Below are 26,121 nucleotides of genomic sequence, written 5' to 3' on the forward strand. Positions count from 1 at the left end.
GGCTGTCACGGCCCCCAGCGCATGGAAGTAGCGAGAGGCCCGGCCCACGCGGCCGGGCCTTTTCGCTGTCTCATTCCAAGCACTTCCCCAAGGAGAGCCAGCAGTGGCCCGCACCCTTCGCGTGTTCGACACCGACCCCAACGCCCGCCCCAAGACGTTCGCCAGCGACTACGTGGGCCGGTTCCGTGCCGGGCAGCAGCTCAACGGCCGCCCCGTTGCACTGGAGGCGTGGCGGATCACGACCGGTGACCCGGAGGTGGGTAAGGCCGTGGCCGACCTGTACGGCGGCACACCGCAGCCCTGGGAGACCTCCAAGGAGGACTCCTTGGAGGTGCTGACCGGCGCGGACAGCGTCAAGGTCATCGTGGACGGTCCGGACGCGGTGACGTTCCGGATGGCGCTGTACGGCATGACCGGCAAGCCCATCCACGCCTGCGACGGCGTGGAGTTCACCGACCCGGAGGACCCGCGCCACGGCCAGCCGTGCGGATGCCCCACCACGGTTCAGGAGCGTAAGGCGGCGGCCAAGGCCGGCCACGGACCGAAGCCGGACCAGCGCGTGGAATTCAGGCTCCATGACGCCCCGGAGCTGGGCAAGTTCCGTCTGATGACCGGTTCCTGGGACTTCATGAAGTCCCTGGAATCGCTCTGGCGGGAGCTGGAGGCCGTCGGCGGCCCCGCCCTGTGCACCCTGTCACTGGAACTGGTCGAGTTCACCACCAAGTCCGGCGTGGACGTGGCGTACCGAAAGCCGGTTCTGACGGTGCACGGCCCCGCCTCGACGGAGGCGGCTCCGGCCGTTCCCTCCCTGTCCCAGGTCACGGCGGATTCCGCCCCGTTCTGACCCGCCCTTCCAGGCACAGCGAACTCGGGGCCGGCTGCATACCAGTGCGGTACGCGGCCGGCCCCGTCTCAAGAACAAAGAGGAGCGCATCGTGGCCAAGAGGGGCCATATCCACGACTTCACCGGCCAGGAGATCCGCGAGGGGGACACCCTGGTCTATGCGGCCCGGCGGGGCAATGGCGTGCGGATGGTGGAGGCAACCGTCTTGCGGACCTACACCGAGCAGTACAAGGGCCGCGTGCTGCCCATGCTGAAGGTGAAGCCGACCGGCAACGAGAGTGGTTGGGTCAAGCGCAGCACGTTCCGGGTGGAGACGGTGGCGGCGGAACACGTGGCCGTGACGGTACCGGCGGAGGCGACTGCCGGTGTCTGACGCGCTCCTGGTCCTGGCGGTCATCGCCCTGGCACTGGCCATCGTTGGCCGCACTGCGTGGTTTCTGCTGACCATGGTCGTCGGTCTGGCCGCTGTTCGACGGAGCCGCCGATGACCAACGCGGCGAAGGCCAAGGGCACCCGGTGGGAGCGGGAGGTCCGGCACTACCTGAACACCGCCCTTGGCCAGTACGTGGACCACTGGAAAGAAGCGGCCTACCCCTGGCGCGACCCGCACGACCCGGACAACGTGGTCCGGCCGGCGCAGACCGGAGCGCGGGACGTGGGAGACCTCCACGCCCGCCCGTTCGTCATCGAGTGCAAGGCCGAACGCTCCATCCGCCTGGCCGACTACGTACGGCAGGCAAACCGCGAGGCCGACCACGCGGGGTTCCCTCACGGTGTGGCGATCGTCAAGGCGCCCAGGCGAGGCGTGGAGGACGCCTACGCGGTGATGGACCTGATGACGTTCGGGCGCGTCCTCCAGGCCCTCCGCAATCTCGACTGACCTCCCCGAAGCGGGCGTGTCACGGACCCCATCAAACGGGTTCAGACACGCCCGCTTTCGCATGAGGAGATCCCCTTGACGACCCCGACCAAGGACCTGACCCAGTTCCTGGCCCGCTTCCCGGAGGTGCTGGAGGAGCGCGGGGAGTACGGGGTTCCCTGCCCGGTGCATGACGACCAACGACCCAGCCTGTTCTTCCGGCTGAAGGAGGATGGGCGCCTGTTGGTCCGGTGCTGGGCCGGGTGCGACCGGGACGCCATCCTCTCCGCCCTGGGCATGAGGCCGGCGGACCTGTTCGACTGGACCCCCGGCGAAGGAGCCCGGACGTCCGCCAAGCCGCAGCCCGGCGACCTTGACCCCGGATGCCTGGCCGCTCTGGCCCAGTACGAGGACACCACGAACGTGGCGTTCTTGGACCCGGAGCACTCGGAGGCTCGGGACTACGTGCTCCGTCGGTTCGGCCTTGAGCCGGCACGGGCGGTGGACCTGGGCCTGGGCCTGGACTACCCCGGCCTCGACGCCCGGTTCCCCTACCGGTCCACGGCGTACCAGCGGTACCCGAGACTGACCGTTCCCCTGCACGACTTCAGCGGTCGTCCCCGTGGCCTTCAGGGCCGAGACGTGACCGAGCAGTGTCCGGCCCGGTGGCTGTCGATCACCAGCCCGGAGGGCGCGGCTTGGAGCAAGTACGGCGTGTTCACCGCTCACAGCGGCTTTGACACCGTCCTGATCACCGAAGGACCCGGCGATGCGCTGACAGCCGTGGGCGTCGGCTACGACGCCGTGGCAATCCGCGGGGCCGGCCTGGCCCGCAATGACGCACTGGTCGAAGAACTGGCCATGGGCCTCCAGGATCGGGACGTGGTCCTGGCCGGCGACCGCGACACCGCCGGCGCCCAGTTCACCAACGCCCTGGCGGACGCCCTGGTCCGCGCCGGGGTCATGGTCCGACGCCTGGAGATTCCCCACGCCGGGGACGACCTGACCGACTGGCGCGCCCGCGACCCGGAGGCGTTCCCCGGGCAGCTCCACGCGGCCGTCCGACGGGCACCGCTCCACGTCCTGGACAACGCCGAACCGGCATCGTCCGCGCCGACGGCCGGCGAAGCCGGGCCCTTGCCGCTGACGGACCTGGGCAACGCAATGCGCCTGTACCGCCAGCTCGGCGGCCACGTGCGCATGGTGCCGGGCGTGGGGGTCTACAAGTGGCGCGGGACGCACTGGCAGCACGTACCGAAAGAAGCTCTGTACGCCGATGTGCGGGCCGTGATCCAGGCATTGGAGGACGAGGCCGGGCACGACCCGGAAAAGCGGTCCCGGTGGGCGTTGAAGTCCCAGGAGTCCGGGCGGGTCAAGGGCATGGTGGAGATGTTGGCGAGCATCCCCGGGGTGTACGCGACGGTGGGCCGGTTCGACGCGGACCCCGACCTGTTGGCGTTCCGGAACGCGGTGGTGGACCTTCGCACGGGTCAGGCCCGGCCGCACGACCCCGCGGACATGAACACGGCTGTACTGGACGTGGAGTACCGCCCGCAGGCTCAAGCGCCGCGTTGGCAAAGGTTTCTGGAGGAGTGCCACCCGCACTCGCCGGATATGCCGGCCTTTTTGCAGATGCTCACCGGTTACGGCATCACCGGGTACGGCGTAGAGCGGTGCTTTGTCATGCACGTGGGCGAGACGACGAACGGGAAGACGACGTTCACCGAGACCTTGGAGAAGGTTTTCAGCGAGATCACGAAGCGGGCGGAACCGAGCCTGTTTCAAAAGCGCCGGGAGTCCGGTGGGCCCCGCGCGGACATCGTGGGGTTGCGCGGTCGTCGCCTGGTGATCTCCTCCGAGTGGCCCGCCAACATGCCGTTGGACCAGGCCCTGATGAAGGCCGTCACCGGGGACCAGTCGATCACCGCGCGGGGCGTGTACGCCCGTGAAGAGATCACGTTCCGGCCCGTGTGTCTGGTCCAGGTGGATACCAACTATGCGCCGGACGTGGACGCCACCGACCAAGCCTTGTGGCAACGGGTGCGGGTCGTTCCGTGGCTGGAAGATTTCCGGGGCCGGGAGAACAAGCACCTGAAAGCCACGTTGGCCCAAGAGCGGGAGGGCATCGCCGCATGGGCGGTGCGCGGAGCCATGGCGTGGCACCGGGAGTACCAGGCAGGTCGGGGCCTGGCCTTCCCTGAGGCAGTGGAACGGCGGACCGCGCACTACCGGGACACGTCCCATCCCTTGGCTGGGTTCATTGGGGAGGAGTTCGTGGTCCAGGAGGGTGCCCACGTCCTGAAGACCGAGACCTGGGACCGCTATCGGACGTGGGCGGAGGAGTCTGGTATCCGGCATCCGATGATGCGCAACCGGTTCTACGACGCCTTGCGCACGTTCCCCGGTGTTCGGGAATCCAAGGCCGTCGGAACGCGTGTCATGGCCAATCTGGCGGACTGCCGGGCTCTGTCACGTACCCCAGCCGATGGAGGTAGCCAAGACATATTCGGCCAGCCCAGGACCACGTAAGCGTGTGCCCCAGGGGGCCGTCCCAGCCGGGGCGGCCCCCTTTCGCATGTCACGACGCGGTGGGCCGGCGGCCGGCGCACTCCACGGAGCCCGCATTGAAGATCCACCGCCATCAACTGGCCGGCGACCAGACCACCATCCACGCCCTGGAGACCGAGGACGACGCGCGCCAGGCTCGGGACTGGCTGACCACACACCAGCCGCGTTCGCTGGCCCTGGACACCGAGACCAGCGGCCTGGACACCTTCAGTCCCGGTCACCGGCTCCGCACCGTCCAGTACGGCACGACCGACACAGCGTTCGTCGTCCCGGTCGAACGCGGGCCGGCCTTCGTCGAGCTGGCCCGCACCGTGGTGACCCGGTGCCCGGAGCTGGTGATCCACAACGCCGCCTACGATCTGCTGGTCCTCGACCGCCACGGCGTCGCGCCCCTGGAAACCGTCGCCCCGCGAGTGCGGGACACCAAGATCCTCGCCCACCTCTCCGACAGCAGACAGGATTTCGAGGGCGGCGTGGGCGTCAGCCTCAAGCCGCTTGCTGCCTGGTACGTGGACCCGGCGGCCCCGGACACCCAGGCCGGCCTAACCCGCGTGTTTCGCAGCTACGGCCTGACCAAGGAAACCGGCTGGGCCCAGGTGCCGTACCAGGACGAGGTCTACCAGCGCTACGCCGGCCTAGACGTACTGTTGACCGCCCGCCTGCGGCCCCACCTGGAACAGGAGCTGGTCCGTCACGGCATCCCGGACACGCTGGTGGCCTACGAGCACCAACTCATGACCATCTGCGCGGCCATGGAGCGGCGGGGGATGCTCCTGGACGTGCCGTACACGGAGGGCCTGGTGGACCGGCTCCAGGAGCAGGCGGCCACGCACTCAGCGAGGGCAGCCCGGTACGGCGTCGACAACGTCAACAGTGACCGCCAGGTGGTGGCCGCCCTCCAGGGCATGGGAGAGACCTGGGAGGAGACGACAGACTCCGGGGCCCCATCGGTGGCCAAGGACGTGTTGCTCCCCATGGCCGACATGAACGACAAGTGGGAACGGCTGGAGGTCCGCCCGCCCAACCCGTTGGCGGACGCCGTGCTCCGTGCCAAGCGGGCGTCCAAGTGGCGCACGTCGTACGCCGTGGCCATGTTGGAGAACCGGGACGCCCAGGACCGTATCCATCCGCGGATCAACACGTTGGGGGCCAAGACCGGCCGGGCGTCGGTGTCGGACCCGCCGCTCCAACAACTCCCTTCGAAGGGATGGGAAATTCGGCGAAGCATCGTGGCGGAGCCGGGTCGCGCCTACTTCAGCGTGGACCAATCGTCAGTGGAGTTGGTGGTCCTGGCGGCTCTGTCGCAGGAGCGCCGAATGTGCGAAGCGATCCTGAGCGGCCGGAACCTTCACGACTTCACCGCGACCTTGATGTTCGGGGAAGGCTTCACCAAGCATCAAAGGGGCTTGGCGAAGATCGCGGGCCTAGGCACGTCGTATCAGGGCGGCGCGGCAACACTCGCAAAGCAGACCGGACTTGAAGTTTCAGTTATGCGGGACACTCTGGCCCGCTACTCACGGGCTTACCCGGGTATTCGTCGCTGGGCCCGGGGTCTGCAACGCCATGCCCTGAGCAATGGGTGCGAAATCCGAACTCCGTCCGATCGACGCCTAGTTCTTGATCGGGACAAGCTCTACAAGGGCGTGGCTTATCTGTGCCAATCCACCGCCCGCGACACGATGGGTCAGGCACTCTTGGACCTCCATTCCAAGGGGTTGACGCAATACCTGAACCTGTGGGTGCATGACGAGGTGCTGGGCACGGCCCCCGTGGCGGATGTGGACGATATCGCCCGGGAGGTAGCGGAGACGGTTCGAATGGATCTTTTCGGGGTGCCCATCGGTACTGACGCGGAGGTGTATGGCGCGACGTGGGCCGGAGGCTACGGCCTGCCCCCGGAATGGGCCCCGAAGGCCGCGTGAGCCCCCTGGGCTGTAGCTGCGTCATTCGGGGACGCTTTCTAGAGATCGACGCCCACACAGGCGGCAGAGCCTTTCGCGATCAAGAAAGGGCCGCAGGAAACAATCAGTGATCTACGCCACTCGGCCATCTTTGCGATACTCGAAGCCGTTGATACCGAACTGTCCGAATCTACCCCTACAGGGGCTCTGACCTGCGATGACTCCAGGCTCATAGATCATCTTCAGTCCGTTTCGTCCGTTAGCTATCGAAAACCTACGCATTGGTGATCTTAACGGGGCGCTAACTACCTTCGTGGGCAGTTCGGACACGCCGGGTGACTCGGCGAAGGTGGAATGGAGACGAAGTGACTCGTGACCAGGCGGAACGGACTCCCCAGCAGGAGCGCGCAATCCGCACCCGTAGGCGCATCCTCGAATGTGCGGGGATACTTTTCGACCGGCGAGGCTACGCCGGGACCACGGTGGAAGACATCGCGAAAGAGGCCACGGTAACGCAGGGCGCCCTCTATCACCATTTCCGCCACAAGCAGGACATCGCCGCCGCCATCCTCGACGAACAGTTCACGGGAATGGTTATACCTCCGCAAAAGCTGCATGCCCAGGAACTGGTAGACGCTGGCTACCTGCTCTGCTACGGGCTGCAAAACGATGCCATCCAGCGGGGCGCCGCGCGCCTGACGATGGAGCAGGGGACTGACCCCATCGACCGGGCACGGGCTATGCGGATGTGGGTCGATTTCGCGGCATCGATCCTCGTCGAGGCGCAGAAAAACGGAGAAGTCCGCCCCGGCGTGGACGTGAAGCGGGCCGCCAGGACTCTGGTTGCCTCTTTCGCGGGAGTGCAGAACATGTCGCAGGCGTTCTCCGACCGTCGCGACCTCGACGACTACATCACGGATATCTGGCGGTACAGCCTGCCCGGCGTCATCAACGATCACGTACTGCGTCAGCTCAAGTTCGACCCGGCGCGAGGTGCGCACATCGCGGGCGACGATATGCCGCTCGCCAGCTAACCGGCATGGGGCACTGACCGGAAACGGAAAACCGGCGCCCCGGGGTTGCAGCCCCCCGGGCGCCGGCCCATTCGCCCCCTTGATGGGAGCCATGTTCAGCCTTTGAGTCCCGCTCACCCTTGACCAGTGACCGCGGGACTCACGCTTACCACGGACAGGATTGTGGCACTGCATCCATCGCTTCACGAAATCAAAGATCGTCCCACTCTCAGCGCGCACGCCTGGGAATGCATCCGGCGACGCGTCGAACGCGTCCGTCGCGCCCCGTTCCCTCCGCACCTGGTGGCGGTCCACCTCTGGCTCCGCCGTAGCCTCCGGCGCGCCCTGGCCCTACGCCTCGCGGTCGTCGCCCACCCCCACGCCGAGGGCCGGCTGCGCCACCTGCCGCGCGCCATCCAGCGACGCCTGTACGCCCGCACGGCTCGCGTGTCCCGCGACCGCGCGTGTGCTCTGACCCGCCTTGCCCGCCTGTCGCAGGCCGTAGGCGTCACTGATCCGCCCCAGCTCTGAGCCGGGCGGACCCTTTCCCTTCCCAGGTCCCCGTACCGGCTCCATGCCGTGACGGGGCCTTTCTGTATCCGCTCGCTCTGAGCTGATCTTCCCCCCTCTCTGACCACGCCTCCGCGCACGCGGGGCCGCGTGGCGATACCCCCTGCCCGCGCACCGCCACGGCACACCCCTACCCACGCATTCGAACACGCGTGCGGCACTGCCCAGGCATACCCCTATCCGTTGATTCGAACAGGCGTGCGGATTCCCGCCTGTCACGGGCCCCAGCGCATGGCCCCGAGCCGGTCATCCGGGCCCCCAGTTCCCAGGAGCACCACCCATGCTTTGCCCTGCCCTGATTCGTGCTGCCCAGAACGGCGACGCGGAGGCAATCGCCCAGGTACTGGACGGCCTGGAGGGGATGATCTACCGCCTGGCGGAGAAGCAGATCCGGCATCGTCCGGGGTTCACCGACCGGATGGAAGACCTTCGCCAGGAGGGCCGCGTGGCAGTCCTGGAGGCCCTGACCAGCCACGACCCGGCGCGAGGGTCGAAGTTCTCCACCTACGCCCACCACTACATCCGGGGGGCGATGTCCTTTGCGACCAACCCGGCCTCCGGCCCCACGGTTTCGGACGAAACCCTCGCCACATTCAAGGGCTGCCTGGCCATCGTCGGCGGCGACATGGAGGCCGCGGAGTACCTGGCAACGATCCTCCCCGGAGCAGGCCACCGGATGAGCCCCGCGACGGCCCACCTGGCCCGCCTATCCCTGGAGGGCGTGGAGTCCCTGGACGCCCCGGCCGGCGAAGAATCGTTTCTGCTAGGGGAGGTGCTGGCAGATCCGCATGCCCTCGGGGTACCGGCGGACCTGGCGGAGCCCTCCGACCTCGCCCGCCAGGACCGAGAACGCAAGGCAGCCCTGGCCCATGCCCTCCTGAAGACCCTGAACGGCAACGCAGAGCGCGTCGTCCGGATGGTCTTCGGGTTCGATCCGGAACCCCACCTCCACAACGGCTACGACGCCCGCGGCCTCCCGGTACCCGACCACGCCGCGATAGCGGAGGCCCTGGGCATCACGCAGGTCACTTCCCGGCAGACGCTGAAGCGGGCCCTGGACCGCCTCCGCGCGACCGTCGAATCGCTCGCCCTGGAGGGCGCGGACCTCGACGTGGAGCTAGCCGCGTGACCCGGCGCCGCAGGCGTCCGGCTCCAGCTCGGCGCCCGCGTCGACCACGCCGGCCTCCGCTGTACGCCCGGGACGAAGTCCTCGCCCGCTGGTCCGGCTGCGCCTACTGCGACGGCCCCGCCGACGAGCTGGACCACGTACTCCCCCTCGCCCGCGGAGGACGGGACGCGGCGGACAACGTCGTGGCCGCCTGCCGCACCTGCAATGCCGCGAAGTACACCCACACCCTGGCCTGTTGGGCCCTGACCAAAGGAAACGCCGCCGCGTGCGCATGCGATTCATGACCCTGGAGGACGCCACCCTGGCCGGCGCCTCCGTGATGGACCTGAACAGGGAGCTGGAGGCGGAGGTGGAAGTGGAAGTGGACCCGGGTGGCGACGGCTCCCCGTGGTCTCTGACCGATGCCGACGACTGACCCCGACGCCCCCCTGGAGGCAACACCATGACTGAAGATCAGTTCACTTGCGAGTACGACGGCGGGGCCCGCACCACCGTGCGGGACGACCCGGACGGGTACGTGGAGCTCGAAGTCCAGCGCCTGGAGGACGGGCAGGACGTAACGACGTACATCTACTTGGCCCCGGAGACCGCCCGCCGGTTCGCGCGATCGGTCACCCTCGCATCCATAGCGGCCGACGGAGAGAACGTTCCGTCGGCCCCCGAGGAGCGAGCGGTGGAGCCGTGCCCGAACGACAACGCTCCCTGCCGCGCGGATTGTGGAGCCCGCTCGGCCTGCCATCGGGAGGCCATGGCGGACCTGTTTCGTTCCATCGAGCCCGACACCGGTGACGGAGCGTTCACCCGGGAAGAGCTGTTCTTGGCGGCCCGGGAGCTGGCCGGCCCGGCGGCCGGCCTGGACGACGTGCTGAAGGTGGCCGCCTACCTCGCTTCCCAATCTGGAAGTCAAGCCGCATGAGTGACTGGAGGTATCACTTGGTAACACCGACGGTCACGGATCAGAGCCCAGAAGACGTTGACTCGTCGGCGGGCAAGCGCGAGGACGGCTTGGATGTGGCGCTTCCCCTCAGCGCGTTTGCGGTCGTAAAAGCGGCGCGAGTTCGGGTCGCTGCGGATGCTGATCAGCGCGGAGGTGTAGAAGACCCGCTGGAGGCCGCGGTGGTACTGCTGCGGTCGGTGCAGGTTGCCGTGGGACTTCCCGGAGTCGTGCGGGGCGGGAGCCAGGCCGGCGAAGGCGGCCAGCCGGTCCGGGGTGGCGAAGGATGCCATGTCGCTGCCCACGGCGGCCAGGAATTCTGCGCCCAGCAGGGAGCCAATTCCCGGCATGCTGGTGATCACTTCGGCGAGTTCGTGGCGGCGAAACCGGCCCTCGATGAGCTTGTCGACGTCCGCGATCTTCTCGTTGAGGGCCATCACCTCCTCGACCAGCGCACCCACCAGCGAGGCGATGGCCGCTTCGCCGGGGACGGCGGTGTGCTGCCGCTCGGCGGCTCTGACCGCAGCGGTGGCCAGGGACTCCGCATTGCGAACGTTGCGGACGCTCAGCCACTTGGTGAGACGGGTCAGGCCCACGCGACGGATTGCCAGCGGGGTCTGATAGCCCGTCAGCAGCACCAGCGGCCCCTTGGTGGTCAGATCCAGCGCGCGTTCCAGTGCGGGAAACATGCTGGTCAGCGTGGCACGCAAGCGGTTGATCGACCGGTTACGGTCGCATGCGAGGTCGGTGCGGCGCGCGGTGAACAGCTTCAGCTCCGCGGTGATCTCGTCGCTGGGACGTATGGGCTTCAGGTCACGGCGGACGCGGGCCTGGTCGGCGATGACGAGCGCGTCGCGGGCGTCGGTCTTGCCTTCGCCTCGGTAGCCGTCGGCGGCCCGGTTGACCGCGCGGCCGGGGATGTAGAGCAGTTCCTGATCGTGGTTGACCAGCAGTGCAATCAGCAGTGCGGCACCGCCGTCGGCCATGTCCACCGCCCACGTTGCGTCGTCCGCGAGTCCGAGGACGTCTGCAAGGAGCTGGAGGAGCTCCGGCTCGTCGTTGGCCACCCGGCGCGACAGCAGCTTGGCGCCGTCGGCGTCCAGGACGACGCAATGGTGGTGGGTCTTGCCGCTGTCGATCCCGGCCCATACCCGGCTCATCATGCTCCAGACGGTCGTCGTTGCAGTGCGTACCACAGACGACCTCGCCGGCATTGCCTTACACAGCGACTCGTTCGCACTTCCCAATCAGCGGCCTGGTCGTCGTGGGGTGCCGGGCGGCGAAGCGAGTTCAGCCACGGACGGCAGCCGCCTGATAGCCACACCCAGCACCCCTGGGCGACCCAACCCTACGAATGGCTCGATCAACCCGCCCAACAACGTAAGGCTGCCTGACACAGAACGGCCCCCTTCGCCATCGGCTTGGGTGAAGGGGGCCGTTCTGCTGCGCTCCTGCGCTCCGGTCTCAGAACGCGCCGTTCTTGACGGCCGCGATGAACGCGGAGAAGGACGTGACGGGGAAGGATACGGCGGGCCCGTGCGGGTCCTTGCTGTCGCGGACCGGAACCACGCCGCGCGAGGCGACGAGGTTAGCGGCAACCTCGACGCACTGGCCGCCGTTGCCGCTGTAGGAGGACTTGTACCAACGGAGGAATTCGGGGAATTCGGTCGTCACAGGGTGCCCTTTCGCAACTGCTCGATCATGGCCACTGACGCCGTCTGAGAGAGCGCTTCGGCCTGCAACTGATGGTAGGCCGTCAGTATGGGCACCACGGAAGCGTTGTCCCGTTCGAGGTGACCCCGCTGTGCGGACTCGGCGTACGACATGATTGAGCGGTCTGTCATGGTCAGCACGGTGACGGGCAGGCTGAAGGGCCGCCGCGCACCCATGGCGAAGGGGGCGACTTGGAGCACCGTGTTCGGCATCTCGGCGAACTTCAGCAGGCGATCAAACTGAGCGTCCATGACCGTGTGGTCTCCCATAGGTCGGCGAACGCAGCTCTCGTCAAGCACCGCATGAATCAGGGGCGATGGAGTGCGGGCCAGTGTGTCTTGCCTTCGTGACACCAGCTCCACCCGTTCTTTTGCTTGCTCGGGCGTGATGGCTTCCCGCCGGACTGCGTCAGCTTCCAGTGTTGCCGCGTACTCCGGTGTCTGGAGCAGGCCAGGGATAACACCCACTTCATACAGCCTGATCTCCACGGCGCGACCCTCGAAGCTCACGTACTCAGGAAACCCCTCCAGCAGGCTGCCGTGTTTGATTTCGCGGTACTGGCGCTCGAACGCGTCTGCTGTACCTACGAGGCCGAGGGCGCGATCAATGCTACGCGAGAATCGGAGAGTTGGAGGTTTCCGAGCATTTTCGACGGCTGAGACATGCACGCTGGAGTAGTCCATGCGGGCGGCAAGGTCTTCTTGCGTCCAGCCACGCACCTCTCGCGCGCTGCGCAGACGTGCTCCGTAGGCCGCCTGAGGAGACGCATGCGGGTTTAAGTCGTTCTTGTTCACCGTTCGATCGCCAACCTTCCATTCCATTCTGCCCAGTTGAACGCTTCCCAGGTACGGGCCACGCTGAACCTCCCCGGTAGCGGAAGCACTACCGAGAGGCAAGGAGGACTCCATGACCAGTCCTGCCCGCACGCCGCACGAGGCGTGTGCCGACGCGGGTACGCAGTTCGACGACGCCCTGAGGGCGATCGGCATCAAGACGGACCCGAGCACCGTGAAGGTGACGGAGTGGGAGGGCGGAATTCGTCTTCACCGCGTCGCCCCGCCGCAGCTCACCCCGAGCCAGACCGTCGTTGTGGCCCGGCACCTGAAGGCGGTGCGCCAGTGAGCGGCCGGCCGGACGACCTGAGCGAGAAGAACGGCAAGCGGAACGAGCAGTCGCAAGGGCCGAACGGCGGCAAGAAGACCGATGGTCGGGGGCGACCGTGCAGCGCCTACTAGCCCGCCTGCTCGCTGACCAGCGGGGAGCCGCACAGGAGTCGACGGTGGCCGACGACGACTCGGACCTTGTCCCCTGCCCGTTCGGGTGGCACGACATGACCCAGGAGTCGACCACGGTGTGGACGTGCGACCAGCACGGAGCGACCCTGGTCGTCGGCGGTCTCGGCCCGCCCCCCCCAAGTTGGCACCGCGGGTTGTGCGGGCCCCCGAACTGGTTCCGCAGCAGATCATCTTGCGCGGTCGCCACCGGCGGCCCTGAAGCCCCCGGCGGGTTGATCCCCGCCGGGCACGCTCCCCACGGTTGAGCCCACACCCCCGCTCGTGGGCTCCCGGTCTCTCATCGCAGAAGAGACACGGGGAGCACAGAGTCCACCTGACGGCTCCGGTCAGGCAGGCCACGTCAGGTGGACTCCCACGCCGCCCCGGCCCATCCCAGCCCGGCCGGGGCGGCCACCACCCCCGCCCCGGCACCCCGTGCGTACGTCACTGCCGGGGCGGGCCCCACCACAGGGAAGACGCCATGCGCTTCGACGCTCAGGACATCGTCCTGGACACCACCAGAGGAAACGTCGGCCGCATCACCAAGATCAACGGGGCGTGCCTGGTGCTCACCAGGCCGCACCACCCGCCCTGGGATGCCCTCACCTCCTGGTGCATGCCCGCGACACCGGCCGAACGCCAGACGCTGGAGCGCCAGGAGCAGGGCCAACAGGAGGCCGCTGCATGAGCCCACAAGACCCCTCCGGGTGAACTGAACGGCGCCCGGACGGGCCCGGCCGCTGGCCGGGAAACGCTCCACGCATCCTTCATGTGCGGAAGGATCGGAGCCGGGGCCGCCTGCGAGAACTGGGGAGTTACGGGTCAGGCGGCCCCACCCTCCGAACTGGCCTAAGCGTGCTCTTGACGGCCATCCCCCACAGAGTGATGGTCGTGCAATCGGGCGCAATCGGATCGACAGAGGGAGAGGCTTGGTATGAAGCTGAAGTTCCTCGGGATCATCCCGAACACACCGGGTGAAGAGTCACCGACCATCTGGCAAGACGAGGCCACCGGAGACCTGCTGATCCAGTCCTACAAAGCCACAGACCCGGAGGTGAGGGCTTGTCAGGAAATCGGCTCAATCCCCGGGCACTCGACCAACGTTCCGGATCACGAGACGATCATCCGGCTGCCGAAGGTGATGCTCAAGTACATCCCCCAGCACGAAGGCGAGGATGAGTCGAACGGTGCCAACGAGGGCTGAAGACCAGTGGTCCCGCGTCACCACTAGCGCGGTCCACCTGGAGATGCGGGACAGCTACATTCGGGATGACCCGGCCTTCATCGCCTGGCAACAGGGCAGAGTCGAAGAGGCGTCCGCCGCCTACCAGGGATGGACCGCGCGTGTGAAGGAACTGACCGCGCGTGGAGTGGTCGTGCGTCGCGCCCGGATCATCAGCGAACCGATCTCGGACTACTGCCGGTTCGAGTACGACGTCACAGGTCCGGTGAACCTCGCAGGCGGTGAACTGGTGCGCTGGCTGCCTCGTCGACGCGCATCGGACATCGCCCTACCCGGGAACGACTTCTGGATCTTCGACGGTTCGCACGGCAAGTTCAACCACTTCACGGGCGACGGGTCCTCGGCCGGCCCGGAACCCATCACGGAACCGCGAGTGGTGAAGCTCTGCGCCGACGCCTTCGAAGCCGTATGGGAACGGGCCATCCCGCACGAGGAGTACAAGCCCGTCTGACCCATGGCAGCCCCGTCATCGTCCAGCGCCCAGGAAGCCCGGCAGAATCTCGCAGACCGTCTCCGCGAGATCTGCCGGGATGCCGGCCTGGAAGGCAAGCAACTGGCAGCGAAGTGCGGTTGGCACCCGTCGAAGGTCTCCCGCATCGCCACTGCCAAGACTGCACCCTCCGCCGATGACATCGCGGCCTGGTGCCGGGCGTGCGGAGTGGAGGACCAGGCGCAGGACCTCATAGCCTCTCTGAAGGCCGCTAACGGCACGTGGGTCCAGTGGGGCCGTATGGAGCGAACCGGCCTGCGGAGGGCGCAGGAAGGCGTCCTCCCGATCTTTCAGCGCACTCGTTGGTTTCGGTGGTACTCCCCAGCGTTCGTTCCCGGGCTGCTCCAGACTTGTGGGTACACGGAGGACGTACTTCGCGCGGTTCAGCGCAGGCGCGTGCTGATCGACGACGTTGCCGATGCGGTGGCTGTCCGCATGGACCGTCAGCGGGTGCTGTACGAGCGAAAGAAGCATTTCGCGTTCTTGATGGAGCAGCCAGTGTTGACCAACTCGCTGGGCACCGCCGACACGCAGATTGAACAGCTCGAACACCTCTTGACGGTCGAAGCACTGCCCAACGTGAGCATCGGGCTAGTGCCTTCCCGGGTCGGCCGGCCCCGGATGCCGGTCGAAGGCTTCTACATCTTCGACCAGGTGCAAGCCAACGTCGAGCTGGTGTCCGGCTACCTCACGGTCACACAGCCCAGCGAAGTAGCCATGTATGGCAACGCGTTCTCGACCATGGCCGAGATGGCTGTCTACGGCGAGAAGGCTCGGAGGCTGATCACATCGGCCATGGACGCCCTCGCGTAATTGCCGTGCAATCGCGTGCAATCGGCTGGAATCTGGAGCCGCTCACTACCTAGCGTGTCGTCACCGAGACGACATGCGACGGACAGCGGAGAGTCATGAGCGGTCCAACCCGGTACAGCACCGGGCCCATTGAGCTTTCGATTGACGGGTGGCTCCTGGAGGGCACGCCGGTCCCTGGTTGCGACGACTGCGCGACGCGGGCCGAGAAGCGGGACCGAGCACTGAAGGCCGGCGACTGGCGCACCGCCGGCAATGCCGCCCGGGGAATCCGGCACCACCACGACGGACACCGGGAGACGCCGTGACCCACCCCACGCCGGCCGACCACGACAACACGTCGGCCCGGACCAACGCCCCCCAGCGGGGCCACTCCGGCACCACAGCGATTCCCCGGGGCCAGCCGGTGCCGCCGTGCCCCTACCCGTGCGCCACCTGCCGAGCCAAGGGCCGTCAGTAGGTGCTCTGCCGACGCCGGCACCAGATGACAGAAGAGACACCCGGCATGTGGGTCTGCCATGCCTGCGCCCAGATGACCGGTACCTGAGACTCCCGCCCCGGCGGCGGAAACCTGGACAGTCGAGCAGCCGGGGCGGGTGACCCAACCGCAGGAACCCTGCGGACCATCGGGCCGCGCCATCGACGGTACGGCGGCGCGGCCCCTCACGAAAGAGGAGGTAGACGGATGAGCGCACTTGCAGTCGAGACGTACGCCACGCGCACGCCCGACGCCGAGGGATGGCGCGGGGTCCCGTTCCGGCACCCGGCGGATCTGGCGGCTGTGGCCGAGGCGGACGGTGGGAAGCACGACGGCGGGCCGATGCCCCCGGAGGCACCCCGCGACCCCGCCCCGCAGGGGGGCGACGGGAAGTAACCGCTGACGGCCCCGTGGCCCAGTGAACAGGCCCCGTCCGTGCGTCTCTCCCGGCGCGCGGGCGGGGCTTCCTGCTTGCTGAGCTGCGGAAGGACAGCACGTGTCAGGGTGTAGGGTCGGCCTGGACCGAGCCCTGTGCCATGGCGGTGTCGTGTCCCCACTTCGTACGGTGGATGTCGGCCCGGCAGTCATCCGTCCGCGGATGTCCGCTTTGCGGGCTGCGAGGCCCCAGCCGCGAGGCTGGAGGCACCACCGTAGCGCGCCGGAGGGGTGCCGGCCGACACGGTCCACCGCCTGGTCAGCACCACCTCAACTCCCGGCGTCGGCCCGGCCCCAGTCCTGCCCGGCGCGCGCCCAGGCCGCGTCCCAACGCCGGAACCGACGCGCCATCAGCTGCCGTACGGCCAGCCGCCGGCCGCCCTCGACGAGCCCGCCGGCGGCCGCCGCGGCGCCCAGCGCGGCCAGTGCCGTGTGCGTCCGCGCGGTGCCCTCGTCCAGCGGTCGGGGCACCGCCCGACCCCGGTCGTCGCTCCACAGGCGGAACCGGTCACCGGGTTCCACCGGCCGCGGCGCCGCGACCTCCCCGGTCCGCGGGCCGCCGTCCGGCCCCGTCCAGCGGGCGACCACCCGCAGGTGCGCGGCGCGCTGCGGGAACGTCTCCGCGCCCGGGTCGACCGGGGTGCCGGGCGCCGGCCGGTCCGCGACCGCCCACACCGGGCGGCGCTGCCGGTGTTCGAGCCGTACAGCTGCCAGGAGGGCGTCGTGCGCGGTCCGGCCGGCGAACCAGCCGGCGCAGGGCGCCCCGACGGCGATCAGCAGCGCGGCGGCCAGCGCCAGCCAGGCTTCCACTTGGTCGGTCCGGCGGCGGAGCGGATTGTGCCGCCAGCGCCGGATGCCCCTGATCGCCCGCATCGTGCCCCCTCTCGTCTCCGTGCATACCGCATGGCGGGGCGCCCCGGCGGGCGTTCCGGGAAGAGGGGGCGACATCGCGCCGCGGGCACCGCCGACGGTCGGGAACCATCCGCCCCAGCCGACCCACCCGTACGCCAACTCCCGTGGTTCGGCGGCCTTTCGGTGCGCTTGCGGGGCCTGCACGACGGGGCCGGATCCCGCCCCGCGGGGCGGTGCCCTCAGCGCAGCCGGACCGCCACCGTCACCACCGCGCCCTGCGCTTCCTCCGTCTCCGTGCCGGTACCGGGGGCGACCGCGAACCGGTCCGCCACCAGCCGCGCCAGCCACAGCCCGCGCCCCTTGGGCGCGCCGTCCAGGCCCGGCAGCAGCTCCGGGATCACCGCCTCGCTGAAACCGGGGCCGGCGTCGCTGATCCGGCACTCCAGCTCGTCCCCCACCCGCCGCAGCACCAGCCGCCCGGCGCCGCCGGCGTGCTCCACGGCGTTCCCGGCGATCTCGTCCACCGCCAGTACGAACTCCCCGCGCCGGGGCTCGTTCAGCCCCTCGCGGGCTGCGCACTCCTCGACCAGCAGTCGCAGCTGCGGCAGCAGTCGCGCGGTGAAGCGCCGCTGCAGCAGCCGTCGGCCGGACTCCTCCGCCGGCACCTTCGCCCGATCGTGACCGGCCGGTTCCGGATTCAGCACGGCCCTACCGCCTCCCTCGGCGCCAGCCGCGGCACCGCATCGGCGCCCAGCCGCCGCAGCATCTGGCGCTGCCCGCGGTCGCAGCGCACCTCGACCAGATCGTGACCCGTGGCGCCCCGGGCCAGGGTGAGCAGACCTACCGCGCAGCCCACCGACAGGAAGTGCAACCGCGTCAGGTCGACGGTGAGCCTGCGGGTCGCCGCCGTCCGCGCCAGCGCGATCTCCAGCGACCGGACGAACGCGGACCGGTTGGCGGCGTCCGCCTCGCCGACGAAGCACAGCACCCCGTCCGGCGCGCGCACCGCCCGCAGACTGCCCAGTCGCTCCAGCACGGCGTGCGGATGCGCCCGTTCCATCGCGGCCACCATCGACCGGTCGAACCGCCGGCGGTCGTACGCGCAGACCTCGGTGTACGGCCGCCCGGCGAACAGCGCGCCGGCGCCGGTCTCCCGCCGGGCCACCGTCGCGACGTCGGCGCCGAGCGCGGCCACCCAGCCCATGTCGATGAACGCCCGCAACCCGGTGTAGCCCTCGGCCGTCGCCCGGTCGGTCGCCAGGCGCAGCCGCCCCATCTGCCGGGCGGCGGTGAACCCGACGTCCGGCCGGATGAGTTCCCGCATGCTGGTAACCATCAGCTGGCCGCGCTCGCGCGCCCGGACCGTGCTGCGGCTGGGGAAGTCGATCCTGGCCAGCACCTCTTCCTCCGGCACATCGGGGCACGGCAGGACGAGGACCTTCTCGCCGCGCGCCAGACCGAGTCGGACGAAGGCAGTGACGGTCTCCCAGCGCACCTCGTCGTCGCCGTAGCCGACGAAGGCATGGTCGCCGGGGCGCAGGCGTTGCACGGGGATGAGGCGATCGCTCCACGCGTCCCTGGCAGGCATCGGCACAGCAGCTCTCTGTCTCCCCCCGCGGCCCGTCCCGTCGGCGGCGCTGTGCGCTCACTGTAGGCAGCCGTCGACCAGCCCGCAATGAGGGCGGTGGCGACCGCGTGCGGCCGTCAGTCGAGTATCTCGAACGGGTCGCCGACGCGGAGCGTGCCGGCCCCGCGGGGGATCAGATTCTGGCCGAACACCAGCTGGTCGCCGAAGCGGCGGTGCCGGGCGAGGGTCCGCAGCGGCTCCTTGCCGCGCTCGGCGGTGCGCTGGTCGGTGGTGGTCACCACGCAGCGGCCACTGGGCTTGGCCACCTGGAACTCCACGGCGCCGATCCGCACCCGCCGCCAGTCGTCCTCCGCCCAGGGCGCGGTGCCGTCGATGACCACATTGGGCCGGAAACGGTTCATCGGGAGGGGGCCCTCGGCGGCGTGGTCGCCCTGCGCGATGAGGGAGTTGAGGGCGTCGAGCGAGGCGGAGGTGGTCAGCAGCAGCGGATAGCCGTCGGCGAAACTGACCATGTCGCCGGGCCGGCCGTAGCGCGGGTCCACGGGGCGGCGCCGCTCCGGGGCGTCCATGTGCATCAGGCGGGACTCGACGCCGAGGAAGCCCCGCCACCAGGCGGCGGCCTCGGGGGCCGCGGGCACCGCCTCGACGACGTTGCCGAAGATCTCGACCGGGGCGGTGCCCGTCGGCTCGGGCACCTGGACCACCAGCGGCGGCATTCCGGGCGCGGTCAGCCGCAGGGCGCCGCCGGGCAGCTCCTCGGCACGGGCCAACGCCAGCCTCCGCTGCTGGCGTTGGGTGATCTGCCGACCCTCGGCGTCGACCACCAGCCAACGCCGATCCCCGGCGAGCCCCCACGGCTCGACCACCGCTTCGCCGGGACCGGACCCCGCAAGGGCCTTGACCGGATAGACGTGGAGCGACTGGACGTGCGGCATGGGCATATGCCCATCTTGCCAGCCGCTTCGGGCATCCGGTCGAACGGCCGGTTCAGTACCCCCGCGGATACTGGCGGCCGTACCCCGGATCGTCGAACGGCGAGCCGGGCCGCGGCGCGACCGGGGCGGCCGGGCGCATCGCCTCGTACCCCGTGCCCGGCGCCGGGCGCTGGTACTGCTGCGGCGGCGGGTACCCGCGGGTGCCGGCCTGCTGCGGGATGTACGGGGCGGGGGTGTGCTGCAGCGGGGCGACCGGCTGCGCCGCGGCGCCCGGGTACCCGTGGCCCGGGGTCGGCTGGGAGGGCGCGGCCGGAAGTGCGGGCAGCGCCGAGGGGAGCGCCGGCAGCGAGGAGGAGCCGGTGTCCCAGGGCGACGGGTTTACGCGGATCGGGGCGATCTGCGGAGTACCCCGCTCTGCGACAAGGCTGTCGTAGATGGGGGTGTCCGGGAAGGAAGGCGATGCGTAGTAGCCGCCGCTGTAAGTGGAGCGGGGGGAGGTCATGCCTCATAAGTTAAGCCCACGATGTGTCGATTGGGGAGCCTGACAAGAGGGTTGTTTTACGGGTTCGGAGCGGCCCCGGGTCACCAAACCGAGCGAACTTGTGAAAATCGGTCGCGATCGCCCGTAGGGATCGTGTAAAGACCTCCCTTCCCGCAGATGAACAGTGGGCGTTCGGGGCGTTCCCGGCCAAGTAGGTTGGTGGGGGCCACCGGTGACGGGGCACGAGGCCACCAGGACGACAGGAAGGCGCGGCGATGTCGATGCTCAAGGGCGGCAATGTCCCGGTTCCGGCGCCGGCGGTCCGGGTGGAGCTGGGCTGGCGGCCGGCCCCCGGGGCGCCGGACGTGGACGCCTCCGCGCTGCTGCTGGTGTCCGGCAGGGTCCGCGACGACGCCGACTTCGTCTTCTACAACCAGCCCGCGCACGCCTCCGGCGCGGTGCGCCACGAGGGCAAGCGCCCGGCCGGCGGGGCGATGACCGACACCCTCCGCGTGGACCTCGCCGCCGTCGAGCCCGCCGTCGAGACCGTGGTCCTGGCCGCCTCCGCCGACGGCGGCAGCTTCGGCGCCGTGCCGGGCCTGTACGTACGGGTGCTGGACGCGGGCAGCGGCGCCGAACTGGCCCGGTTCGACAGTCGGGACGCCGGCACCGAGACCGCCTTCGTGCTCGGCGAGCTCTACCGCCGCCAGGGCGGCTGGAAGTTCCGCGCGGTGGGGCAGGGGTACGCCACCGGGCTCGCGGGGCTGGCCACGGACTTCGGCATCAGCGTGGCGGACGGGCCCGCGCCCGCGCCGCCGCCTCCGGTCGCGCCCCCGATCGCCCCGCCGCCCGCGGCTCCCGCGCCGGCTCCCGTCCGGCTGACGAAAGTCACCCTCACGAAGGACGCCCCGGCCGTCTCGTTGACGAAGCAGGGTGGCACGTCCGGAGCGATGCGGGTCAACCTCAACTGGAGCGCGGGCGGGGCCGGCAAGCGCCTCGGCAAGAAGTTCGGCCGCAGGGCGATGGAGGCACTGGGCGCCCGCGGCGCGCTGCTGCCACCCTCCGGCGACCTCGATCTCGACCTGTGCGCGCTATACGAACTCACCGACGGCACGGCCGGCGTGGTGCACCCGCTCGCCCAGGCTTTCGGCGACCTGCACGCCCCGCCCTACATCCAGCTCGACCGGGACGACCGCACCGGCGCCGTCGCGACCGGCGAGAACCTGACCATCAACCTCGACCACCAGGCCCGCTTCCGGCGCATCCTGATCTTCGTGACGATCTACTCCGGCGCCCGCAGCTTCGAGGGCCTGGACGCCACCGTCACCCTCCAGCCGCAGCACGGCGCCCCGGTCGAGTTCACGCTCGACGCCTGCACGGTGCCGGCCACCGTGTGCGCACTGGCCCTGATCACCCACACCGGCGGCGAACTCGTCGTCCAGCGCGAGGCCCGCTACCTCGTCCCCGCGCCCGGCGTCAGCCCCCAGCGCACCGTCGACCACGCCTACGGCTGGGGCCTGAACTGGTCCCCGGCCAGCAAGTGACCGCTCACGGCGCCCCGTAGGTGCGGCCCTTCCAGGCCGCGCCGCGCCCCCGGTAGTGCTGCACGGCCGAGTCCACGGTCATCAGGAGGTAGAGCAGCGCGGTGAACGGGAGCAGCGGTGCCGCCCACGGCGGCTGCCGGTAGTAGCGCAGCATCGGCAGATAGGTCCCGCACATCACCGCCCAGGCCGCGCCGCCCGGCGCCGCCACCACCGGGTCACCGGCCGCGAGGCCGGCCAACAGGGCGGCCGGCGGCGCCAGATAGACCAGTGTCAGCCCCAGGACCGTGCCCAGCAGGAGCAGCGGCCGGTGCCGGAGCTGGGCGTAGGCGCTGCGGGACACCATCCGCCACAGTTCCGCCAGCCGCGGGTAGGGGCGCACGCTGGTCACCCGGTCCGCCAACCCCAGCCAGACGGTCCCGCCCGAACCCTGTACGGCCCGCGCCAGCGACACGTCGTCGATCACCGCGTGCCGGATCGCCTCCGGCACGCCCGCCCGCTCCGCCGCCTCCCGCCGCAGCAGCACGCACCCGCCGGCCGCCGCCGCGGTCCGGGCGCCGCGCCGGTTGACCCACCGGAACGGATAGAGCTGCCCGAAGAAGTACACGAAGGCCGGCACGATCAGCCGCTCCCAGGGGGTCGCCACTCGAAGCCGGGCCATCTGGGACACCAGGTCCAGTCCCGCGGAGCGGGCCGCGGCGACCAACTCCCGCAGGCTGTCCGGCTCGTGGGCGATGTCCGCGTCGGTCAGCAGCAGGTACTCCGGCGCGGTGCGCTCCCGGGCCAGCGCGATGCCGTGCCGGACCGCCCACAGCTTCCCGGTCCAGCCCGGCTCCGGCTCACCGGGCGAGGCGACGGTCAGCGGCAGCCCGCCCCCGCCGGCCGCCAGCTCACGGGCGAGCGCGCCGGTCCCGTCCGTGCTCCCGTCGTCGATCAGGAAGATCTCGGCGCGGCCCGGGTACTTCTGGGCCAGCAGCGTCGGCAGGCTCGCCGGCAGCACCGCCGCCTCGTCCCGGGCCGGCACCACCACCGCCACGGAAGGCCAACGGTCCGGATCCCGGCGGGTCGGCAGCCGGACGTCGGTCCGCCAGAAGAAGCCCTGTCCCAGCAGCAGCCACAGCCAGGCCAGCAGGGACCCGGCACCGATCCACGCGATCGCTTCCACGGGCGCAGTCTGCCCCACCGGGCCCGCCGCGGACCGGCGCCCGACACGGGCCGTCGGGGTCCGTTCCCTTCCGGTCCTTCCCGGCCCGGTATGACAAGAGGGACGGACCGTTGAGTAAAGTGTCCGGGTGAAGATCGCGCTGATGGACTCCGGAACCGGCCTGCTCCCGGCGGCCGCCGCCGTGCGGCGCCTGCGGCCCGACGCGGACCTGGTGCTCTCCACCGACCCCGACGGCCTGCCCTGGGGTCCGCGCACCCCCGACGACGTCACCGCGCACGCCCTGGCCGTGGCCCGGGCCGCCGCCGCGCTCCGCCCGGACGCGCTGATCGTCGCCTGCAACACCGCCTCCGTGCACGCGCTGCCCGCGCTCCGCGCCGCGCTGGAGCCGGCCATCCCGGTCATCGGCACCGTCCCGGCGATCAAGCCCGCCGCGGCCGGCGGCGGCCCGGTCGCCATCTGGGCCACCCCGGCCACCACCGGCAGCCCCTACCAGCAGGACCTGATCGCCCGCTTCGCCCAGGGCGTCGAGGTCACCGGAGTGCCCTGCCCGGGCCTCGCCGACGCCGTCGAGCAGGCCGACGACGCCGCGATCGACGCCGCGGTGGCCGCCGCCGCGCAGCTCACCCCGCGCGACATCCGGGCCGTCGTCCTGGGCTGCACCCACTACGAGCTGGTCGCCGAGCGCATCCGGGCCGCCCTCCAGCAGCCCGGCACCCCGCCCCTGGTCCTGCACGGCTCCGCCGAGGCGGTGGCCGCCCAGGCACTCCGCCGGATCGGCGCCGAGCCGGCCACCGCGGCCGCCCCCACCGGCACCCTCGACGTGCTCCTCAGCGGCCGTCCGGGCACCCTGCCCGACGAGGTCCTGGCCTACGAGGAGGGCCGGCTGCTCACCGGCGCCGTCCCGGCCGCCCCGCGCACCGTCTGACCTCACGGGGGGGCGCACCGCACGGCTCCGGCGTACTGCCCCAGGGTGCGAAGGCGCGTACGCTGCGTCTCATGAGGGACCACCCCCACGAGGGGGCCGCAGCCCCCGGTGAGCGCGGAAGCACGGACGGCGTCCCGACCGGTGTCCGGCCGGCCGGCGGCTCCCCTGCGGAGATTCCCGAGGTCTGGCACGGCAGTGCCACCAACCGCTTCCAGTGGCTGTTGGCCGCCGTCGGTGCGGCCTGTCTGGCGCTGGGCGTCGACCTGGCCGTCAACAGCACCTGGACCTCCGGCCTGGCGCCGCTGGTGATGGCCGTGGTCGGCTGTGTCGCGGCCGGCCTGCTGGTGCTCTTCGGCACCCTCGCCTTCGTCCGTGTCGCGGTCCGGGTGGACGACGACTGCCTGGAGGTGCGGTGCGGCCACATGGGGGTGCCGCGCCGCCGGATCCCCCTGGACACCGTCGTCGGCGCCGACTTCGCGCCCCGGGTCACCCCGCGCCACTGGGGCGGCTGGGGCTATCGCTGGCGCCCCGAGCAGGGCACCGCCGTGGTCGTCCGCCGTGGCGAGGCGATGGTGCTGCGGCTCGGTGACGGGCGTACCTTCACGGTCACCGTCGACGACGCCGAGGGCGCGGTGCGCTGCGTCCGCGAGCGGCTGCGACTGCGCCGCCCGGCCTCGACGGCGTAGCGCGGCGCCGACCGCCCAGGTCGCCTCCCGGCCCCCCGCCCCCGGCTTCCCGTCTCCATCGGTCCCGGTAGGTCTGCGCGGGGCCGCGCGCGTCGCTGTCCGGTGAGTCGTCCGGGGGCGTCCCGTAGGGTCGGGGCATGGCAATCCCCGATTTCATCCGTGACCTCCGGGCCGACATCGGCACCAAGTTGCTGTGGCTGCCGGGGGTGAGCGCGGTCGTCCTCGACGACGCCGGCCGGGTGCTGCTGAGCAAGCGGGTGGACACCGGCGACTGGTCGGTGATCGGCGGTATCCCGGAGCCCGGGGAGCAGCCCGCCGAGACCGCGGTCCGCGAGGTCTACGAGGAGACCGCGGTGCGGGTCGTCCCCGAGGGCGTGGTCCTCGTCGAGGCCATGTCGCCGACCCGGTACCCCAACGGCGACATGTGCCAGTTCCTCGACGTGACGCTGCGCTGCCGGGCTGTCGGCGGCGAGGCGCGGGTCAACGACGACGAGTCGTTGGAGGTCGGCTGGTTCGCGATGGACGCCCTGCCGGAGCTGGACGACTACGCGCTGGTGCGGATCGAGAAGGCGCTGGACGCCGGGCCGACGTGGTTCCACGGCATGGCCGAGGCGGAGGCGGAGTCGTAGGCGGAGGCCGGGTCCCGCGGTCAGGGCCCGGTGGCCGGTCGCGGCCCTAGATGTCGGTGGTCGACGGCTCCTCCATGGGGGGCGAGGACTCGTCGGGCAGGCCGGGCAGTTCGGACGCTCCCGGCGGGCCGCTGGGGCCGGTGGACCGGCCGGCGTCCTCGGTGTGCATCTCGCGCTCGTCGCGCCGGCAGTCGGTGATCCAGGTGCCGGTGGGGCCGCCGTCGTACTGGCAGGACCAGCCCCGCACGGCCAGCGCCCCCTGTTGCCCGGCCGTCTGCGGGGGCGCCCGTAGGAAGAACTCCTTCATCACCCCGCGGGCCTCGTCGCAGCCCACCGCGCCGGCCGGGCCGGGGTCCGCGAACAGTGCGACGCCGTGCGCCTTGCCCAGCACGTCGGCGATCTCGCCGCAGCTCACCGGCTGGCCCGGGATGGCGGGGGAGCCCTGGGGCCCCGGCGTGCCGTTCGGGGCCGTGCCAGGGTCGGATGCGGACGAGACGGTCGGCGCGTCCTGACGGTCCCCGCCGGCACAGCCGGCGGCGGCCAGGGCGAGTAGCACGGTCGGCACGGCGATCAGCCTCCGCATGGCGGCCTCCTTGTGGCGGCGGTGCGCAGTCGGCGCGTTGCGTCGTTCGACGCTAGTAAGGCCCGTGGGTGCGGGGCGATCCGGGGCGGCCGTTCGGGTGAACGGCCGAACGGCCGCGGACGTCCGACGAGGGGCTGTCGGGGCGCGTATCGCGCCGGGATCATGCGCGGACGGGCGCGGAGGAGCGCGTGCGACGGGCCCTGGTGGGCCGGAGAGCCCGCGCAGCCCTCCTGCGCGGGGCCGAGCGGGCCCGGCGGCCCTCGCTCCGTGCGGCCGGACCGCCCTGGTCGACGCGGTGCCCCCGCCAGCGGGTGGGCACCGCGCCGGCCCGATGCCCACCCGCTGCCGGGGGCCGGACCGTGCACCGGGCGCCGCGGGCGGATCCGGCACCGGGGGCGGCCGGTGGCGGGCCGCGGGGGCTTCGCAGGGCGGCCGGGGGGTGGTACGTACGGGTATGGCGACAGTGGTGCGGGAT

General features: G+C 70.6%; 32 protein-coding genes. 22 read left to right on the forward strand and 10 right to left on the reverse strand.

Annotation, left to right across the window (positions count from 1 at the left end; genetic code table 11):
* Positions 1 to 103: 103 nt before the first annotated feature.
* From SNOUR_RS32380 to SNOUR_RS32420, 12 genes are all read left to right on the forward strand, one after another.
* On the forward strand, positions 104 to 844 hold the full coding sequence (locus SNOUR_RS32380) for a recombination directionality factor (RefSeq protein ID WP_067354121.1): 741 nt from the start codon (positions 104 to 106) through the stop codon (positions 842 to 844).
* A gap of 91 nt (positions 845 to 935) precedes the next feature.
* On the forward strand, positions 936 to 1,217 hold the full coding sequence (locus SNOUR_RS32385) for a hypothetical protein (RefSeq protein WP_067354122.1): 282 nt from the start codon (positions 936 to 938) through the stop codon (positions 1,215 to 1,217).
* Positions 1,210 to 1,332, forward strand: coding sequence for a hypothetical protein (locus SNOUR_RS48550; protein ID WP_312634179.1), 123 nt, complete (start codon positions 1,210 to 1,212; stop codon positions 1,330 to 1,332). The genes SNOUR_RS32385 and SNOUR_RS48550 overlap by 8 nt, the downstream gene beginning before the upstream one ends.
* Positions 1,329 to 1,724: a hypothetical protein gene (locus SNOUR_RS32390; RefSeq protein WP_067354129.1), complete on the forward strand. Its 396-nt coding sequence runs from the start codon at positions 1,329 to 1,331 to the stop codon at positions 1,722 to 1,724. The genes SNOUR_RS48550 and SNOUR_RS32390 overlap by 4 nt, the downstream gene beginning before the upstream one ends.
* 75 nt (positions 1,725 to 1,799) lie before the next feature.
* On the forward strand, positions 1,800 to 4,232 hold the full coding sequence (locus SNOUR_RS32395) for a phage/plasmid primase, P4 family (protein WP_067354131.1): 2,433 nt from the start codon (positions 1,800 to 1,802) through the stop codon (positions 4,230 to 4,232).
* Positions 4,233 to 4,327: 95 nt separating this feature from the next.
* A complete protein-coding gene (locus tag SNOUR_RS32400) occupies positions 4,328 to 6,193 on the forward strand; it encodes a DNA polymerase (RefSeq protein WP_067354134.1) in 1,866 nt (621 codons plus the stop codon).
* Positions 6,194 to 6,537: 344 nt separating this feature from the next.
* Complete coding sequence (locus SNOUR_RS32405) at positions 6,538 to 7,206, forward strand: ScbR family autoregulator-binding transcription factor (protein WP_067354136.1); 669 nt, start codon at positions 6,538 to 6,540, stop codon at positions 7,204 to 7,206.
* Positions 7,207 to 7,488: 282 nt separating this feature from the next.
* A complete protein-coding gene (locus SNOUR_RS32410; protein ID WP_067354139.1) occupies positions 7,489 to 7,716 on the forward strand; it encodes a hypothetical protein in 228 nt (75 codons plus the stop codon).
* A 319-nt stretch (positions 7,717 to 8,035) separates the two neighbouring features.
* On the forward strand, positions 8,036 to 8,884 hold the full coding sequence (locus SNOUR_RS32415; protein ID WP_067354142.1) for a sigma-70 family RNA polymerase sigma factor: 849 nt from the start codon (positions 8,036 to 8,038) through the stop codon (positions 8,882 to 8,884).
* A complete protein-coding gene (locus tag SNOUR_RS49295) occupies positions 8,881 to 9,168 on the forward strand; it encodes an HNH endonuclease (RefSeq protein WP_159425947.1) in 288 nt (95 codons plus the stop codon). The genes SNOUR_RS32415 and SNOUR_RS49295 overlap by 4 nt, the downstream gene beginning before the upstream one ends.
* Positions 9,150 to 9,299 (forward strand): hypothetical protein, encoded by a 150-nt coding sequence (locus SNOUR_RS46475; RefSeq protein WP_159425948.1) that lies wholly within the window; start codon positions 9,150 to 9,152, stop codon positions 9,297 to 9,299. Before SNOUR_RS49295 ends, SNOUR_RS46475 begins: the two co-directional genes overlap by 19 nt.
* 27 nt (positions 9,300 to 9,326) lie before the next feature.
* Positions 9,327 to 9,800 carry a hypothetical protein gene (locus tag SNOUR_RS32420; protein ID WP_067354145.1) on the forward strand — a complete coding sequence of 158 codons (474 nt, stop codon included), beginning with the start codon at positions 9,327 to 9,329 and terminating at the stop codon, positions 9,798 to 9,800.
* Here SNOUR_RS32420 and SNOUR_RS32425 read toward each other — a convergent pair.
* The 3 genes from SNOUR_RS32425 to SNOUR_RS32435 all read right to left on the reverse strand — a co-directional run bounded on the left by SNOUR_RS32425 (position 9,788) and on the right by SNOUR_RS32435 (position 12,325).
* On the reverse strand, positions 9,788 to 10,978 hold the full coding sequence (locus SNOUR_RS32425) for an IS110 family RNA-guided transposase (protein ID WP_067343972.1): 1,191 nt from the start codon (positions 10,976 to 10,978) through the stop codon (positions 9,788 to 9,790). The two genes, SNOUR_RS32420 and SNOUR_RS32425, sit on opposite strands and share 13 nt — an antisense overlap.
* Before the next feature lie 304 nt (positions 10,979 to 11,282).
* Positions 11,283 to 11,492, reverse strand: coding sequence for a DUF397 domain-containing protein (locus SNOUR_RS32430; RefSeq protein ID WP_067354146.1), 210 nt, complete (start codon positions 11,490 to 11,492; stop codon positions 11,283 to 11,285).
* Positions 11,489 to 12,325, reverse strand: a complete 837-nt coding sequence (locus SNOUR_RS32435; RefSeq protein WP_079142996.1) for a helix-turn-helix domain-containing protein — start codon at positions 12,323 to 12,325, stop codon at positions 11,489 to 11,491. The genes SNOUR_RS32430 and SNOUR_RS32435 overlap by 4 nt, the downstream gene beginning before the upstream one ends.
* Before the next feature lie 112 nt (positions 12,326 to 12,437).
* Between SNOUR_RS32435 and SNOUR_RS32440 the strand changes: the two genes are divergently transcribed.
* The 6 genes from SNOUR_RS32440 to SNOUR_RS32465 all read left to right on the forward strand — a co-directional run bounded on the left by SNOUR_RS32440 (position 12,438) and on the right by SNOUR_RS32465 (position 16,222).
* Positions 12,438 to 12,653: a hypothetical protein gene (locus tag SNOUR_RS32440; RefSeq protein WP_067354149.1), complete on the forward strand. Its 216-nt coding sequence runs from the start codon at positions 12,438 to 12,440 to the stop codon at positions 12,651 to 12,653.
* Positions 12,654 to 13,286: 633 nt separating this feature from the next.
* On the forward strand, positions 13,287 to 13,493 hold the full coding sequence (locus SNOUR_RS32445) for a hypothetical protein (protein ID WP_067354151.1): 207 nt from the start codon (positions 13,287 to 13,289) through the stop codon (positions 13,491 to 13,493).
* Between the two features lie 246 nt (positions 13,494 to 13,739).
* A complete protein-coding gene (locus SNOUR_RS32450; protein WP_067354154.1) occupies positions 13,740 to 14,009 on the forward strand; it encodes a hypothetical protein in 270 nt (89 codons plus the stop codon).
* Positions 13,993 to 14,499 carry a DUF6879 family protein gene (locus tag SNOUR_RS32455; protein ID WP_376738555.1) on the forward strand — a complete coding sequence of 169 codons (507 nt, stop codon included), beginning with the start codon at positions 13,993 to 13,995 and terminating at the stop codon, positions 14,497 to 14,499. Before SNOUR_RS32450 ends, SNOUR_RS32455 begins: the two co-directional genes overlap by 17 nt.
* A gap of 3 nt (positions 14,500 to 14,502) precedes the next feature.
* The gene (locus tag SNOUR_RS32460; protein ID WP_067354158.1) at positions 14,503 to 15,351 is read left to right on the forward strand and encodes a helix-turn-helix domain-containing protein; all 849 of its coding nucleotides are present in this window, start codon (positions 14,503 to 14,505) and stop codon (positions 15,349 to 15,351) included.
* Between the two features lie 682 nt (positions 15,352 to 16,033).
* Positions 16,034 to 16,222 (forward strand): hypothetical protein, encoded by a 189-nt coding sequence (locus tag SNOUR_RS32465; protein WP_067354161.1) that lies wholly within the window; start codon positions 16,034 to 16,036, stop codon positions 16,220 to 16,222.
* Positions 16,223 to 16,531: 309 nt separating this feature from the next.
* Here SNOUR_RS32465 and SNOUR_RS32470 read toward each other — a convergent pair whose 3' ends face one another.
* From SNOUR_RS32470 to SNOUR_RS32490, 5 genes are all read right to left on the reverse strand, one after another.
* Positions 16,532 to 17,134: an Rv1733c family protein gene (locus SNOUR_RS32470; RefSeq protein ID WP_067354162.1), complete on the reverse strand. Its 603-nt coding sequence runs from the start codon at positions 17,132 to 17,134 to the stop codon at positions 16,532 to 16,534.
* A gap of 218 nt (positions 17,135 to 17,352) precedes the next feature.
* The gene (locus tag SNOUR_RS32475; protein ID WP_079142998.1) at positions 17,353 to 17,817 is read right to left on the reverse strand and encodes an ATP-binding protein; all 465 of its coding nucleotides are present in this window, start codon (positions 17,815 to 17,817) and stop codon (positions 17,353 to 17,355) included.
* A complete protein-coding gene (locus SNOUR_RS32480; RefSeq protein WP_312634182.1) occupies positions 17,811 to 18,662 on the reverse strand; it encodes an MEDS domain-containing protein in 852 nt (283 codons plus the stop codon). The genes SNOUR_RS32475 and SNOUR_RS32480 overlap by 7 nt, the downstream gene beginning before the upstream one ends.
* Before the next feature lie 155 nt (positions 18,663 to 18,817).
* Complete coding sequence (locus SNOUR_RS32485; RefSeq protein ID WP_067354167.1) at positions 18,818 to 19,642, reverse strand: MOSC domain-containing protein; 825 nt, start codon at positions 19,640 to 19,642, stop codon at positions 18,818 to 18,820.
* A gap of 46 nt (positions 19,643 to 19,688) precedes the next feature.
* On the reverse strand, positions 19,689 to 20,138 hold the full coding sequence (locus tag SNOUR_RS32490) for a DUF6643 family protein (RefSeq protein ID WP_067354170.1): 450 nt from the start codon (positions 20,136 to 20,138) through the stop codon (positions 19,689 to 19,691).
* Between the two features lie 254 nt (positions 20,139 to 20,392).
* Between SNOUR_RS32490 and SNOUR_RS32495 the strand changes: the two genes are divergently transcribed.
* A complete protein-coding gene (locus SNOUR_RS32495; protein ID WP_067354172.1) occupies positions 20,393 to 21,661 on the forward strand; it encodes a TerD family protein in 1,269 nt (422 codons plus the stop codon).
* Positions 21,662 to 21,665: 4 nt separating this feature from the next.
* Here SNOUR_RS32495 and SNOUR_RS32500 read toward each other — a convergent pair whose 3' ends face one another.
* Positions 21,666 to 22,814 carry a glycosyltransferase gene (locus SNOUR_RS32500; RefSeq protein WP_174717987.1) on the reverse strand — a complete coding sequence of 383 codons (1,149 nt, stop codon included), beginning with the start codon at positions 22,812 to 22,814 and terminating at the stop codon, positions 21,666 to 21,668.
* Between the two features lie 136 nt (positions 22,815 to 22,950).
* Here SNOUR_RS32500 and SNOUR_RS32505 point away from each other — a divergent pair, with 136 nt between their 5' ends.
* The 3 genes from SNOUR_RS32505 (at position 22,951) to SNOUR_RS32515 (ending at position 25,063) form a co-directional block, all read left to right on the forward strand.
* Positions 22,951 to 23,748, forward strand: a complete 798-nt coding sequence (locus SNOUR_RS32505) for a glutamate racemase (RefSeq protein ID WP_067354176.1) — start codon at positions 22,951 to 22,953, stop codon at positions 23,746 to 23,748.
* A 71-nt stretch (positions 23,749 to 23,819) separates the two neighbouring features.
* A complete protein-coding gene (locus tag SNOUR_RS32510; RefSeq protein ID WP_067354179.1) occupies positions 23,820 to 24,434 on the forward strand; it encodes a hypothetical protein in 615 nt (204 codons plus the stop codon).
* Between the two features lie 137 nt (positions 24,435 to 24,571).
* Positions 24,572 to 25,063: an NUDIX hydrolase gene (locus tag SNOUR_RS32515; RefSeq protein WP_067354181.1), complete on the forward strand. Its 492-nt coding sequence runs from the start codon at positions 24,572 to 24,574 to the stop codon at positions 25,061 to 25,063.
* Between the two features lie 46 nt (positions 25,064 to 25,109).
* On the opposite strand, the gene SNOUR_RS32520 is transcribed toward SNOUR_RS32515, so the two are convergent.
* Positions 25,110 to 25,646 (reverse strand): hypothetical protein, encoded by a 537-nt coding sequence (locus tag SNOUR_RS32520; protein WP_067354184.1) that lies wholly within the window; start codon positions 25,644 to 25,646, stop codon positions 25,110 to 25,112.
* Positions 25,647 to 26,121 lie beyond the last annotated feature (475 nt).

The organism is Streptomyces noursei ATCC 11455, from assembly GCF_001704275.1.
In the GTDB taxonomy this organism is placed as follows: Bacteria; Actinomycetota; Actinomycetes; order Streptomycetales; family Streptomycetaceae; genus Streptomyces; species Streptomyces noursei.

What these genes read in the sequence shown, in the direction of transcription:
- SNOUR_RS32520 (WP_067354184.1), bottom strand. Translation starts at nt 25,646, where the DNA reads ATGCGGAGGCTGATCGCCGTGCCGACCGTGCTACTCGCCCTGGCCGCC.
- SNOUR_RS32490 (WP_067354170.1), bottom strand. Translation starts at nt 20,138, where the DNA reads ATGACCTCCCCCCGCTCCACTTACAGCGGCGGCTACTACGCATCGCCT.
- SNOUR_RS32510 (WP_067354179.1), top strand. Translation starts at nt 23,820, where the DNA reads ATGAGGGACCACCCCCACGAGGGGGCCGCAGCCCCCGGTGAGCGCGGA.
- SNOUR_RS32495 (WP_067354172.1), top strand. Translation starts at nt 20,393, where the DNA reads ATGTCGATGCTCAAGGGCGGCAATGTCCCGGTTCCGGCGCCGGCGGTC.
- SNOUR_RS32390 (WP_067354129.1), top strand. Translation starts at nt 1,329, where the DNA reads ATGACCAACGCGGCGAAGGCCAAGGGCACCCGGTGGGAGCGGGAGGTC.
- SNOUR_RS32470 (WP_067354162.1), bottom strand. Translation starts at nt 17,134, where the DNA reads ATGCGGGCGATCAGGGGCATCCGGCGCTGGCGGCACAATCCGCTCCGC.
- SNOUR_RS32465 (WP_067354161.1), top strand. Translation starts at nt 16,034, where the DNA reads ATGAGCGCACTTGCAGTCGAGACGTACGCCACGCGCACGCCCGACGCC.
- SNOUR_RS32460 (WP_067354158.1), top strand. Translation starts at nt 14,503, where the DNA reads ATGGCAGCCCCGTCATCGTCCAGCGCCCAGGAAGCCCGGCAGAATCTC.
- SNOUR_RS32440 (WP_067354149.1), top strand. Translation starts at nt 12,438, where the DNA reads ATGACCAGTCCTGCCCGCACGCCGCACGAGGCGTGTGCCGACGCGGGT.
- SNOUR_RS32485 (WP_067354167.1), bottom strand. Translation starts at nt 19,642, where the DNA reads ATGCCCATGCCGCACGTCCAGTCGCTCCACGTCTATCCGGTCAAGGCC.
- SNOUR_RS32420 (WP_067354145.1), top strand. Translation starts at nt 9,327, where the DNA reads ATGACTGAAGATCAGTTCACTTGCGAGTACGACGGCGGGGCCCGCACC.
- SNOUR_RS32515 (WP_067354181.1), top strand. Translation starts at nt 24,572, where the DNA reads ATGGCAATCCCCGATTTCATCCGTGACCTCCGGGCCGACATCGGCACC.
- SNOUR_RS32450 (WP_067354154.1), top strand. Translation starts at nt 13,740, where the DNA reads ATGAAGCTGAAGTTCCTCGGGATCATCCCGAACACACCGGGTGAAGAG.
- SNOUR_RS32415 (WP_067354142.1), top strand. Translation starts at nt 8,036, where the DNA reads ATGCTTTGCCCTGCCCTGATTCGTGCTGCCCAGAACGGCGACGCGGAG.
- SNOUR_RS32445 (WP_067354151.1), top strand. Translation starts at nt 13,287, where the DNA reads ATGCGCTTCGACGCTCAGGACATCGTCCTGGACACCACCAGAGGAAAC.
- SNOUR_RS32425 (WP_067343972.1), bottom strand. Translation starts at nt 10,978, where the DNA reads ATGAGCCGGGTATGGGCCGGGATCGACAGCGGCAAGACCCACCACCAT.